Source organism: Nocardia sp. NPDC005998 (assembly GCF_040614395.1).
In the GTDB taxonomy this organism is placed as follows: Bacteria; Actinomycetota; Actinomycetes; order Mycobacteriales; family Mycobacteriaceae; genus Nocardia.
Genome location: NZ_JBEXUI010000007.1, coordinates 1 through 11,744, shown reverse-complemented (window position 1 = coordinate 11,744; position 11,744 = coordinate 1). Strand labels below are relative to the sequence as shown.

Sequence of the window (11,744 nt, the reverse complement as noted above, 5' to 3'; positions counted from 1 at the left end):
TTTCTAGGATCCAGGGATGAACGACGAGCTTTTTCGCCTCACGGTGCTTGGGTGCGCGACGCCGTACCCGAGTGTGGATAACCCCTGCTCTGGCTATCTGGTGTCGCACGGTGCCACTCGTATCTGGGTGGATGCAGGGAGCGGGACGCTCGGCCCGCTCCAGCGCCACGTGCAGTTGGACGAACTCGATGCGATCTGGATCTCACACCTGCACGCCGATCACTGCGCAGATTTGCTCACCGCGTACTACGGCGCCCTCTATGCAGACATCCGGCTGACAGCACCGATTCCGCTCTACGGCCCGGAGGGAATCGCCGACCGGCTGGCCGGCTTCCTCACCAACACGTCGGCTCGCAGTCCGGTCGAATCCGCGTTCGACGTGACCGAGTTGCACGACGGGCATCGGGCAAGTATCGGCCCGCTCCGGCTCACCAGCCGAGCAGTAGCGCACGGCGTGCCAGCCTTCGCCGCGCGCATCGATGCGGCTGGGAGATCGCTGGTGTATTCCGGAGATACCGCGCCGTGTACGAGCCTGACCGAACTGGCTGAAGGGTGCGATGTGCTGTTGTGTGAGGCCGAGAACGCACAGGCCCCCATCGAGGACGAGCGGGTACACCATACGCCCGAGGACGCCGGCGACACGGCCGCCGCCGCCCGGGCGAACCGGTTGATCGTCACGCACATCGGCCGGTTCCTCACACCTCAGCAGGCGGTAGCACGTGCCGCGGCCCGGTTCAGCGGGCCCGTCGACTATGCCGCTCCCGGCGCAACGTTCTCGATCGGCTAGCACTGCAAGGGCCTGTGCCTGGGCATTTCGTGGCTCGGTTGGTTGGCTCCGCTCCGGTGAAGTCGTGGGCCGCAGCATCCTTGGGTGATGCAGTGCGGGGTCCTTTGTTGGGTTGCTTCGCCTCGCCGAGGTTCGGCATCCGTCGGGCGGCATTGTCAAATTTTGTTGGATAGGCAGGTTTCAGGCGACCTCCGTGCCGGCCATCAGCGGGTTCCATCCGGAACCAGATAATCCGCTCTCCGGATAGCGAGTCAACCTCAGGAGCCCGATGGCGGGCCTCGGTGGCGTTGACCTCGATTTCGAGTAGGCGTTTCAGCGCGGCTGTCACGGACAGGTTTTCGGCTCTGGCGGCGTCGAGGATGTGTGGAAGGGCTTCGGCGGCGTCGCCGAGTTTGAGGTAGGACAGGTGAGCGCGCAGCAATTGATAGTGGCGAGCCTTGCTCATCTGCGGGGCGGATTTGTTCAAGATATCGGTTCCTCACTCGTGTTCGTTGCTTGACTGATGTTGTGGTGCAACAGAAAGCGGAGCGGGGGTAGCCGCATAGACGGCCAGGTCGATCACCACCTTCTGGGCGGGATCGGGCGAGGCAGAGCCCCCGCGCAGCCGGAGTTGCGGTAGTAACGGCGGAATTTCAACGAATTACCGGGTCACAGCTCTGGCGAGGCGGCCGTGACCAGAGCGCCTGAGATAGAGGTTGCCTGCATATTCATTGTTTTTCGCGCCGTTATTAACGCAGCCTCTTCTCAGCACGGATAGGTCTGTTTTCGCCAGTATGCTTGCCCGGCATGATGATTTGTGGAATCAAGGTGTCGCACGACGGTGGGGTCGCGGTCGTCGATGGCAACAGACTGCTGTTCAGCATAGAGATCGAGAAACTAGACAACGGAATTCGCTATAGCACGCTGGGTGATCTCGATCGGGTCGCCGAGATACTGCGATCGCAGGGACTCGACCCCGCGGCCATCGACCAGTTCGTCGTTGATGGATGGTTCGCGAATAACGCTGTACCGGACACAGATTCAATCCGACCATCGACCATTTCGACATTACATCGCGGACTGCCTGTCGCCCTCGAGGTCGCGCCGTATCAGGATCGGCCCGGTACGACCGATCCTCTGGCCCGCTTCAGTTTCCGCGGTCATGATTTCGGCTCGGCGTCCGTTGGATACGTCAGCTACCATCACGTCGCCCACCACATTATGGGCGGTTACTGCTCCAGTCCGTTCGCGGCCCGCAACGAGGACGCACTGGTCTTGGTTTGGGACGGCGGAACCGTGGCACGGCTCTACCATGTCGCCCCCGCGGCCCGCACAGTGCGCGCGGTGGCGACCGTGCTTCCGATCGTGGGCAACAGTTTCACCTATTTCAGTTCCCACTTCGGGCCATTCGTTCCGCATTCCGCACGGTTACAAGAGGATCAGATCTTGCGCCGGCATCTCGCCGTCCCTGGCAAGGCCATGGCCTATGCCGGGCTGGGTACGGTACAGGAGTCCGCCTTCGGCGTGTTCGACGACTTTCTTGCGGAGCTACCGACCCAATCGCAGGACGCAGCTCGCCTGCTCGGGGCGAAGTCGGTGGCGAATCGGGAGACGCTGTTTCCCGGACTGACCGACGCTGACCTGATCGCAACTTTTCAGGCCTATCTGGGTGAGCGGCTGGCGCAGGCGATCACCTCGTTGGTGCGCCAGGAGCCCACACTGCCGGCCAACCTGGTGATAACCGGTGGGTGCGCGCTGAACATCAAATGGAACTCGCTGCTTCGTTCGCGCGGTATCGTCGACGAAATCTGGATTCCGCCGTTTCCCAACGACTCCGGCGCGGCTATCGGCACCGCGTGCTGTGAGATGTTCCGCTCCGGGAGCAGTCCGGAGCTGCTGTGGGACGTGTACTCCGGGCCCACGGTTCGCATCGGCGATCTGCCGGACAATTGGTCAGGACAACCCTGCGACGAGCGGGAAGTGGCGCAACTTCTGCACAGCGAGGGCGAGCCCGTGGTAGTGCTGTCGGGGCGCGCCGAGATCGGACCGCGTGCGCTCGGTAATCGCAGTATTCTGGCGCCCGCAACCGATCCAGAAATCAAGAATCGGCTCAATGCCGCGAAGAACCGTGCAACCTATCGCCCGGTAGCGCCCGTGTGCCTGACCGAGCGGGCGGCGGAGGTGTTCGAACCGGGCGGCCGGGATCCGTACATGCTGTTCGAACACCGCACTCGTCGTGAATGGACTCATCGTATCCCGGCAATCCTGCACGTGGACGGGACAGCGCGGCTACAGACGATCGATGAGTCGTCCGGTAGCGCCACCGCGCAAATCCTGCGAGCATACAACGAGGTCAGCGGCATCCCGGTACTGTGCAATACGAGCGCCAATCTCAACGGCCGGGGGTTCTTTCCCGATGTGGCCTCGGCCGCGCGGTGGGGTGGCGCAAGGTACATCTGGTCCGCAGGGATCCTCTACACCGACCTGCGGCGCTCGCGATGACAGACGCAGTCCAGCCGGGAGCACCCGGCTGGACTGCCCAGGCTCCGATCAGCCGTGGGGGCACACCACCGGCTGGGCGGGGACACTGTGCTGTGCCGGGGAGAACATTACGGCGATCAGGTCCAACAGTGTCTCCATCAGGGCCTCTTCCTTGTGTCGACTGTCACCGGATCCGGCATATACGGCTGGTCTTCGACCAGCTTGCACACGCACAGCGTCGCCGTGTGCGCGAGGATGCCGCCGAAATAGCGGGTGCAGAACTCTGCGTATCCGACCGGGTCGCATTGGTGTGCGTGCCAGGCCGAGTCGACTTCGAGATCATCGGGGAGGTAGTTGTCACGCATTCCGCTCGCGCGGTATCACTGCAACGCACAGCGTCACCGTGTGCGCGAGGATACCGCCGAAATAGCGGGTGCAGAACTCTGCGTATCCGACCGGGTCGCATTGGTGTGCGTGCCAGGCCGAGTCGACTTCGAGATCATCGGGGAGGTAGTTGCCACGCATTCCGCTCGCGCGGTATCGCTGCAACGACTTCTGATACCGGTCGACCCGGTCGTCGATCTGCTCTTCGGTCAGAGGCGTTGAACCCGGCCAAAACAGGTGTCCCCAGCGCAGGTTCTCCTTGAGGTGGGTGGGATCGAATTCCGCAGGAGGAGTTTCGATTTGTGCCGCCATTGGCGAGGTGGTCGTCGTCATAGCGTTGTTCCTCGATTCGGTCAGAAGTACCATGTCGGCCGACAAGACTTCAGCGCTGCTGAAGCAATTCGAGTGTCGAATATTCCGGTACCGCTCGTCAACGAGGAAAGGCTCCCAACTCTGGGAGGATATTGGCAGAAAGCGACTCCGCTACAACAATTTTCGTTTGCACGTCACAGGCCGGGAAGGAAATTCGAAATGCGCGGCAACGGTCGGAGTCACCCAGCGAGTTCCGGCGATCAGCGCTATCACGACACCGAATTCCGATGTACGGGATGCGAGCAGTGTTGATTTCCCCATGAACAGAGACTGCCATTCGGTCACATCCCGCGCGATTCGCGATCGACTCGAGACCGGACGAGACCGCCACATTTGATCCGGCCCGGTGCTTGCGCGCGTATCGCAGGCAGTGCGTTAGGTGAACCCGAGCATGGACTGGGCCACCGCCAGGCACACCAGTCCCGAATCGGTCAGCACCAGCGGCCTGCCTGTCCACCGGAGCCGGTCAGCCCGTCGTCGATCTTCACCTATAGTGCGATCATGAGGGCGTCCAGATCATTGGTGGTCACACACTGGTCTTCGACGCCCTCCGCCAGGGTGCCGGCATCACCCAAGACTTCGGGTCAGGAAGCAGCGTCCAGGTTCATACGTGTCAGGAACGATTTAGATTCGTCGATCGGGGTGTTCTGCGCTGCGGACAGCCACCAGTTACCATCGCGCTCAACCAATACATACAGTGCGACCTCGGAAAAGGCGCCCGGATCGAGGGCCTGTCTGCGGATCTGGGTAACGATCACCCCCGGCGCGGGACTGGTCGCAACGATGACCTCGAAACGGGATGCGGATGCGACGGCCTTCTCCAGTTGCATCATTCGGCGGTGGATTGCATTGATCTGGTTGTGGCCGATAACCAGTGCGCCGAAGGGCGTACCCCACAACACGTCCGCGGCGAACGAGTTGTCGTAGCGGTCGGCATCGGTGGTTTCGAGGGCCTTCTGCAATTCGTCGGCGAGGCCGGCAGCCACGGCCTGTGTAGTCGCGTCAGCGGTCGGGTCGTTCAACTTCGGTCGAGTATCCATATTTCCTTCGTTTTCGGTGCTGACCACACAGCCGGTAATATCAACCAATATTGAGGTCAATTTCGCTGTAAGCGAAGCGATGTCCGTCATTCCCGCGACACGTGCTGCCATTCCTGGCGGTGTGCCGGGAGGACGGGGAGGTCGGTTCCGTGAGCAGTATGAATCCATGCCGGACCAGGTCGAGAGTGGAACCCCGGCCGACAGGAACGGTAGGGAAGTCGGGCCCGGTCGTCCCGCGACGTCGAGGCAACCAACCGCAGCCATACGTTGTCATTGGTTATGTCGCCCACCGCTCTCAGTTATTGCATCCCGCAGACGCGTCGAAACCTCCGAGGAGCCCTGCCGCTGAAACGAGTCGTGCTGTGTCCCTGCGGATCACGACCACCGCCCCGCTGCGCCCGCGGCGTCACGTCGAGCGCATCCACGATGACCTGGCGCCTGAGCAAAGCTCCGCGTAATGATGACGGTCACCAGTGGTCGAGGTAAGGCTCTGCGGACGCAGCCACCGATGATGTGGCTCCGCGCTTTCATCTGACTTCGACGCACTTCGTCGATCGGTGCTGCCGCGGGTCTGTCGGGCTTCGGTGCGCGATCAGTCCCACAGTTCGGAGCACGGCAGGGAAGAGAAGGTCGGGTCGAGGTTGTCGTCCACGGTGACGGTCACCTCGGGATTGGCCGCCAATTCGGCGGCTATGTGGTCGATTTGCTCGCCGTTGCCCTGAAAATCCAGCGTCAGAGGGCCGGACTCCATATGTAGGTGCAGGATACGACGCGGCGGTCTCACGACCGGCCTCCGCACCCCGAGAGCGGCCCGTTGATGAAATCTCCGGACGGCACGCGGCGTGCCAGCGGACCATCGCATACGGGGTCAGGCCCTGCCCAGCGAAACTCTTGACGAAGGTGCCGGTCGTGGCCACCGGCAACGAACGCAAGACCAACCTGGTCGATGCGCACTCGGCCGCGCGGCGGTCGCCGAGTCTGCGCCGTGTGCAGACCGTTCCGGTCCTGATCGCGCTGGGGCTGCTGGTCGATCGCTGCAACGAACTCGGACGGGCCCGCACCGAAACGCTCAACCGAATCCATCGGCTGTTGCTCGAGTTGGTGGCCGGTGCTGCAAAGCGGTTCTCGTCCGCACGCCAGGCTCGAGCGGCGGCCGACGCTGCAGGACCGCGTGATCCTGCCAATCGGGTCCGCCGCCGTCTGGCGGTGGATTGATCGTGGGCGGGCCTGGATTTGCTTGCTCATCGGGGCCGGATCCCTGGTCACAGTCACCGCCCAAGCTGGGTAGCCAGCCACTGCAGCGGCCGGAAGTCGGTCAGATGCGTCAGAGAGTGATTGACCGCGGTGCCCGGCAGTATCGGTGGCGCATCGTCGGTCAGCATGGTGACGTCGGCGCCCAGCGCCCTCCACTGCTCGGCGAGCCCGACCATAGTCTGGTAAGGCACCGCATCGTCGTTGCGACCGCCGTGGACTTCTATCGGCACCTGGGGCGCGACGGTGCCGAGCTGCTGGCGATCGAGCCATGCCTTAATGACCGGATTCGCGACCATCTCGTCCAGCAGCGGGCGACCGGACTTGGTCAGATTGTGCGACTCGCGCGCGGCCACCAAGCCGCCGAAGCACTCGACTCCGACCTGCCGGATCACAGCTGCGCCTTCGGGATTGACCACATCGTCGATGGCCTGGCGCACCTGCGGATCCAATGCCGATGCCGCAGCTGCCGCCCAGGCCGCGAACCCGGCACTTGCCCCGTCGCGGCGCAGGAACACGAGCGGGTTGGCGGCGGCGGCACCGGCGTAGGCGGCGCGCAGCGGCAGTTCCGGCGCGTAGGTCGGCTGGATCTCGGCCGCGGCCGCGGAGGCCCCGCCGCCTTGGCTGTAGCCCCACACAGCGATCGGCCCGACCTCGATGCCGGGAATGCGTTGCACCGCCCGGGCGATGTCGAGGACCGCGCGGCCGCCGGCTACCCGGTCCAGGTAGGCCTGCACCCCTCCGGCGCGCTGATAGTCGGTGACCGCGACCGCATATCCCTTGTCCAGCAGCATCTTTGTGGACTCGACCTCGAATCCGACCGACACATCCGGCGAGGGGGTCAGGGACACGGCGATCGGGTGGTCGAAGGCCATCGACTGCACACACTGCGGGCCGATGCCGTGCGCTGCGGCCGCGAGGCTGACCAGCGGGCGGGGGCCTGGGCCTGGCCACGGTGTGCGCGGAACGTACACGGCGCCGGTCACCGCCGTCGGGCGGTCGGTGTCGTCGCGGGAGACGTACATCAGCCGCCGGGCCGTCGCCGCTGCGGCGAGGCCGAGCGGATCCACGGCGGGGACGAAATCCTCTGTGCGGAGGATGGTTCCGGGATCGGCTGCGATGTTGGCGGGCGGGGTGTAGAAGTCGCCGGGCGAGCCGTTGTCGGCTCGTGCGCCGCCCGCGACCAGTGCGGTGCAGGCCAGGGTCACCAGCGCCGCGGTCACGGCGCTCTTGGCGCTCATCGCTGCCCCTGCGGCACGACGGTCGGGAAGTGCTCGTGGAGGAACTCCACCAGGATCGCGGAGACCTGGTCGGGCTGTTCGAGCATCGGCACGTGCCCGCAATCGGGCAGGCGCTCCTCACGTTCGGGTTGCCAGGCAGCTGTCAGCCGCCCCCCTGTAGTCGCTGACAGCACCCGGTTGCGACTGCCCCAGATCGTGCACAGCGGTGGCCGCAGCCCCGGGGTGGGCTGCCAGGTTTCCAATGCGGCGAAATTCGGTAGATCGTGCACCATTCCGGTCAATGCCCAGGCCGGGAAGGCGGCGACGGAATCGGTCGAGCGTGGAGTACGTGCGGCGGTGTTGTCGCCGAACCACGCAGAGCGGGCTATCGCGTGCGGCAGCCAGCCCGGCGTGTGCCACCGGCTGGCGGTGTCCAGCACACGCGCCGGAGTCGCACCGATCACCCGCGCCAGCGGCCCGTACGTGCCATCTCGCGCGGTGAGCCTGGTCAATGGGTTGATCGCGACTACCGCGGCGACGGCAGTTACCCGCGCCAGGCTCAGCGCCACGGCCGCGCCCAGGCAGTTGCCGACCAGCGCGGGCTCGGACAGTTGGTGGTGTTTCAGGAACGCGTGCACCGTGCGGGTATAGCGGGCCAGCGTGTAGTGCTCGATGCCGTGCGGCTTTTCGGATTCGCCGTAGCCGGGCAGGTCCAGCGCGTAGACCGTGTACCCGGCGGCGGCGAGCGCCTCTATCTGCGCGAGCCAGATGCGATGAGTCGCCCCCGCGTTGTGCAGCAGGACCACGGGCGGGCCGCTGCCCTTGCGGGTGTAGGCGATCCTCACGCCGTCGACGGCGGATTGCAGAAGGTCCATTGGGGTGTCCCCATCTACTGTGATCTCGGACCGAGAAAGTCCTAAACGGAGTGGTTTATGTCTGGCATAGTAGGACTATCGAAGGAGGCTGGCAAGGCGTTGATGGCAACCCCCGCAAACCCCGCCGACCGCATCGCGCAGTTGATCACGTACCTGCGACAGGGCGTTCCCCTTGCCCAGATACGCCTGCCACACGGGCCTGCCGGCCTCACAACCGAGGAAGTGCAGGATCATCAGAGGTGGCGTCTGATCGCGGGTATCGCGTGTGTCGTTTCCCGTGAGGGGTACGCGGGCACCTCCGTGAACAAAGTGTGCCAAGAGGTGAACGTCTCGAAGAAGTCCTTCTACGAGATCTTCCCCGGCGGGCTGGAGGATTGCTTCCTGGCAGCGTTCGACAGTGTCTCGGTCGTCATCGGCAGCCTCACCGCGTCGGTCGACCCGAACCAGATCGATGACCTGGACCAGTTGTTGAGCGGCCTGCTGGGCCGCTATCTGTTGCTGCTCGAGCAGGCGTCGGAACTGACCGAGTTACTGCTGATCCACAATCTGGGTGCCTCTCCCGCGATTCGGCAGCGGCGGGTGGCAGCGTTCGACGCTTACGCGGTGATGTTCCGGCAAATCTTCGACGTCGCCCGCGAGCGTGGAATGCCAATCGCGGCGATCGACGACACGGCGATGATCGCCCTGTTGGCCGGTATCAACGAGTCGTGCATCCGGCACATCATCACTACCGGTGGCGTGTCGGGCCTGACGAGCCTCACACCGGCTCTGCGTCAAACTGCTCTGCGTCTCCTACGCACGCCGTGACGGAATTAGTGTACTGCCCGGCCGCGGAATCGATCCGAACGGTGGCGTTCCAACGACCAGCCCGCTGGCGGTGCGGCAGGTCGATGAGTGGCGTTCCTCAAATCATGCGTCTTGTTCGTTTCGGCTTGCCGGGGTGGGTTCCCGACGGCTAACTTCCATTTGGTTGCGTGGCGCCGCGCTGCCCGCACCTATTGCGCACCGAGAAGGTTGACAGAAATCGTAGCGACATCACCGAGCGGAGCCATCATCATTTCAGCGTCATCGGCACAGCCGACGGCTCCAACATCGGCAAACTCAGCGACAGACAGCTGACAGACCACAGTCATCGGCGGCGCACTACGAGAAATCAACGATCAAGCAACAGTGTTGCCAGGAGGACGGCTACGCCGGGTTGTGCTGCTGCACCCGACAATACGGCGATCAGGCCTTATGCCCAGCGCAGACCGCAGAGGAGATATCACCAATGGTAAGCATCAGTGCGGAAACGCCAGAACAGACCGAAGAACGTCTCAGCCGTGTGATCGCCCGAGCCGACATTCTTGTGCACGAGGGCGTGTGGTGCTTCGAAGAGTCCCCCACCGACCAGCCACCTGTGCTCACCAGCGACACACTGGCCGTGGTCCGAGACGACCAGAGCTGGAGCCGTCTGGTCCCACTCACGCAAGCACATGAACACGTCGAACATTTCGGAGTTTTCTCCTTTCACTTCCCTGCCGAACTCGACAACAGCGGCTTCGTCGGTTGGCTGGCCAGCCAACTAAAGGTGAGACTAGGGACCGGAGTATTCGTCATCTGCGGGAGTAACCGCGCACGTGGTGGCATTTATGACTATTGGGGTTGTCCTATCCACTTACTCGACGAAGTCATCGCCGTCGTTAGGGAACTACGCGCCAGCTGATCAGTGGGCCCTCGCTCGACATTGTATGTCCGTGAACATCAACGATCTGAATCACTTGGGTAGGTCTCGCGCGCCCCTTTCACCTTTCGGTTGTCGGTCTGGTCCGCCATGACCCGGATCGTTGATTTGAGACGGTGTCTACGTAGCCAGGCTCGGTTGGCCGCACGGCGATGTTATGGTGCACTGCGGTGAATGGTCGGGCGGGAGCCGCGCACCCGAGGGTGTCTCGATAGTCGATGACATGCCGAACCTTTCCGGCTTGGCCGCAACTGCCATGATTGATCCGAGTCGTCCACCGCCATCCGCAGTGACACGACTCGCCCGGACCACCGATCAGCACACCTGAGTTCTCAGATGCCCTCTGACATGAGTTTGTTTCCACGAGAGCGAGTTACCTGGTCGCTCAGCATGCTTCGTTCGCTCGCAGTTCGAGCCGCAGCGACGAGACTGTCTGCGCCGTGACGGGCGGGCGTCATGCCGATTCGGGGGTACCATCCTGCAGAACGATGCCGTTACCGTCGACATCGTCGAGTTGGGCCAGCCGCACGCCCCAAGGCGTGTCCTCGACCTCACCGACAGCGACGCCTTTCTCGACCAGTTCCTTACGGATCCGGTCGAGATCGGCAACGGTATAGACGAGCCCTTTCACGGAACCGGGCGGCATAGTCGGGAACCAGGTGACCAGGGTGATCGTCGCACCGCCACCGGGCGGGGCGAGCATGACCCATCGGGAGTCCGGCCCCATGGGGTCGTCCGACACCACGGTGAAGCCGAGCTTGTCGACGTAGAAGGCTTTCGCCTTGCTCTGGTCGCGGACAGGGACCGACACGATGGCGATCTGCACAGGGTTTCCTTTCGATAGTGAAGTTGGCGTAGTGCCGAAGGACTCCGACGCTATCGACGCACGAGGCGCGACCACTTCTCCAAAATTGCTGAGTTCGGTTCCAGCCGCTCAGCCGCGTCGTCCGGCATCCAGCCGCCGCCCACCGCTGAGTCCATGCCGCGCCATCGAAGCGTTGCAGATACTCCAGCTTCTCTGCACCATGCAAGCCGACTCGCCGTCGACCGTATGACAGGGTGGCGGTGCCTGCTCGGTGCCGTTGACGGCGAAGGGCTTTCGGCGCCGAGCCTCGACGCCGTGGACAGAACACGTGTGGGCCTCGGATGAACGACGCATGGTGCCTAACAACAAGGAGCGATGTGAACGGCGGCTGTCTCTGCGGCAATATCCGGTTTTCCGCGACCGGTGACCCCGATTTCCCGCATTTGTGCTCGTGTGAGCATTGCCAGCGGCTTTCAGGTGCGCCGGTGATGTCATGGGTGTCTTTCCCTGAAGAAGGATTCGAGTGGACCGGTCCAGGAGGGGAGCCGACTTGGTTCGAGACGTTCCCGCAGATCTGCCGCGGGTTCTGCCCTGCCTGCGGATCGACCATGGCGTCCAAAGGCGACGAGGCCGGCCTGGTCGGGGTCACGATAATGGCGTTGGACGATCACGCCGATATGGTGCCGGTCAAGCAGAGCTTTGCTCACAACGCGGTCTCCTGGCTGCCCCCGCTGCAATGACCCGAAGCCCCGCGCGGGTCGGACACACCTGTGCCGAACAACTCTCGCGGCTCACCATTGACCGCATCAGAATCGATGACCACATCC

12 protein-coding genes and 1 pseudogene are annotated in these 11,744 nt (G+C 63.6%); 6 read left to right on the top strand and 7 right to left on the bottom strand.

Annotated elements, in window-relative coordinates; all coding sequences use genetic code 11:
* Positions 1-16: 16 nt before the first annotated feature.
* Positions 17-787, top strand: a complete 771-nt coding sequence (locus ABZ293_RS12740) for an MBL fold metallo-hydrolase (RefSeq protein WP_355180052.1) — start codon at positions 17-19, stop codon at positions 785-787.
* Between the two features lie 271 nt (positions 788-1,058).
* Here ABZ293_RS12740 and ABZ293_RS12735 read toward each other — a convergent pair.
* Positions 1,059-1,232, bottom strand: a pseudogene (locus tag ABZ293_RS12735) (AAA family ATPase); the annotation flags it as partial.
* 341 nt (positions 1,233-1,573) lie between these two features.
* Between ABZ293_RS12735 and ABZ293_RS12730 the strand changes: the two are divergent.
* Positions 1,574-3,268 carry a carbamoyltransferase N-terminal domain-containing protein gene (locus ABZ293_RS12730; RefSeq protein WP_355180050.1) on the top strand — a complete coding sequence of 565 codons (1,695 nt, stop codon included), beginning with the start codon at positions 1,574-1,576 and terminating at the stop codon, positions 3,266-3,268.
* Positions 3,269-3,604: 336 nt separating this feature from the next.
* On the opposite strand, the gene ABZ293_RS12725 is transcribed toward ABZ293_RS12730, so the two are convergent.
* The 3 genes from ABZ293_RS12725 to ABZ293_RS12715 all read right to left on the bottom strand — a co-directional run bounded on the left by ABZ293_RS12725 (position 3,605) and on the right by ABZ293_RS12715 (position 5,794).
* A complete protein-coding gene (locus ABZ293_RS12725; RefSeq protein WP_355180049.1) occupies positions 3,605-4,009 on the bottom strand; it encodes a hypothetical protein in 405 nt (134 codons plus the stop codon).
* A 578-nt stretch (positions 4,010-4,587) separates the two neighbouring features.
* Entirely contained in the window at positions 4,588-5,154 is a 567-nt protein-coding gene (locus tag ABZ293_RS12720; RefSeq protein WP_355180047.1) for a DUF4440 domain-containing protein, read from the bottom strand.
* Positions 5,155-5,635: 481 nt separating this feature from the next.
* Positions 5,636-5,794 (bottom strand): hypothetical protein, encoded by a 159-nt coding sequence (locus tag ABZ293_RS12715; protein ID WP_355180045.1) that lies wholly within the window; start codon positions 5,792-5,794, stop codon positions 5,636-5,638.
* 158 nt (positions 5,795-5,952) lie between these two features.
* On the opposite strand from ABZ293_RS12715, the gene ABZ293_RS12710 reads away from it, so the two are divergent.
* Positions 5,953-6,258 (top strand): hypothetical protein, encoded by a 306-nt coding sequence (locus ABZ293_RS12710; RefSeq protein ID WP_355180043.1) that lies wholly within the window; start codon positions 5,953-5,955, stop codon positions 6,256-6,258.
* Between the two features lie 53 nt (positions 6,259-6,311).
* On the opposite strand, the gene ABZ293_RS12705 is transcribed toward ABZ293_RS12710, so the two are convergent.
* Positions 6,312-7,535 (bottom strand): lipase family protein, encoded by a 1,224-nt coding sequence (locus ABZ293_RS12705; protein WP_355180041.1) that lies wholly within the window; start codon positions 7,533-7,535, stop codon positions 6,312-6,314.
* Positions 7,532-8,389 carry an alpha/beta hydrolase gene (locus tag ABZ293_RS12700; RefSeq protein ID WP_355180039.1) on the bottom strand — a complete coding sequence of 286 codons (858 nt, stop codon included), beginning with the start codon at positions 8,387-8,389 and terminating at the stop codon, positions 7,532-7,534. The genes ABZ293_RS12705 and ABZ293_RS12700 overlap by 4 nt, the downstream gene beginning before the upstream one ends.
* Before the next feature lie 57 nt (positions 8,390-8,446).
* Between ABZ293_RS12700 and ABZ293_RS12695 the strand changes: the two genes are divergently transcribed.
* Both ABZ293_RS12695 and ABZ293_RS12690 read left to right on the top strand, forming a co-directional pair.
* Positions 8,447-9,196 carry a TetR/AcrR family transcriptional regulator gene (locus tag ABZ293_RS12695; RefSeq protein WP_355180037.1) on the top strand — a complete coding sequence of 250 codons (750 nt, stop codon included), beginning with the start codon at positions 8,447-8,449 and terminating at the stop codon, positions 9,194-9,196.
* A gap of 463 nt (positions 9,197-9,659) precedes the next feature.
* Positions 9,660-10,094, top strand: coding sequence for a DUF6196 family protein (locus tag ABZ293_RS12690; protein WP_355180035.1), 435 nt, complete (start codon positions 9,660-9,662; stop codon positions 10,092-10,094).
* Positions 10,095-10,566: 472 nt separating this feature from the next.
* Here the strand turns inward: ABZ293_RS12690 and ABZ293_RS12685 are convergent, their stop codons facing one another.
* Positions 10,567-10,938, bottom strand: coding sequence for a glyoxalase superfamily protein (locus ABZ293_RS12685; protein WP_355180033.1), 372 nt, complete (start codon positions 10,936-10,938; stop codon positions 10,567-10,569).
* Between the two features lie 356 nt (positions 10,939-11,294).
* Here ABZ293_RS12685 and ABZ293_RS12680 point away from each other — a divergent pair, with 356 nt between their 5' ends.
* Complete coding sequence (locus ABZ293_RS12680) at positions 11,295-11,657, top strand: GFA family protein (RefSeq protein WP_355180031.1); 363 nt, start codon at positions 11,295-11,297, stop codon at positions 11,655-11,657.
* The last annotated feature ends 87 nt before the right edge of the window (positions 11,658-11,744 follow it).

What these genes read in the sequence shown, in the direction of transcription:
- ABZ293_RS12700 (WP_355180039.1), bottom strand. Translation starts at nt 8,389, where the DNA reads ATGGACCTTCTGCAATCCGCCGTCGACGGCGTGAGGATCGCCTACACC.
- ABZ293_RS12720 (WP_355180047.1), bottom strand. Translation starts at nt 5,154, where the DNA reads ATGGCAGCACGTGTCGCGGGAATGACGGACATCGCTTCGCTTACAGCG.
- ABZ293_RS12695 (WP_355180037.1), top strand. Translation starts at nt 8,447, where the DNA reads ATGTCTGGCATAGTAGGACTATCGAAGGAGGCTGGCAAGGCGTTGATG.
- ABZ293_RS12740 (WP_355180052.1), top strand. Translation starts at nt 17, where the DNA reads ATGAACGACGAGCTTTTTCGCCTCACGGTGCTTGGGTGCGCGACGCCG.
- ABZ293_RS12690 (WP_355180035.1), top strand. Translation starts at nt 9,660, where the DNA reads ATGGTAAGCATCAGTGCGGAAACGCCAGAACAGACCGAAGAACGTCTC.
- ABZ293_RS12715 (WP_355180045.1), bottom strand. Translation starts at nt 5,794, where the DNA reads ATGGAGTCCGGCCCTCTGACGCTGGATTTTCAGGGCAACGGCGAGCAA.
- ABZ293_RS12705 (WP_355180041.1), bottom strand. Translation starts at nt 7,535, where the DNA reads ATGAGCGCCAAGAGCGCCGTGACCGCGGCGCTGGTGACCCTGGCCTGC.
- ABZ293_RS12730 (WP_355180050.1), top strand. Translation starts at nt 1,574, where the DNA reads ATGATGATTTGTGGAATCAAGGTGTCGCACGACGGTGGGGTCGCGGTC.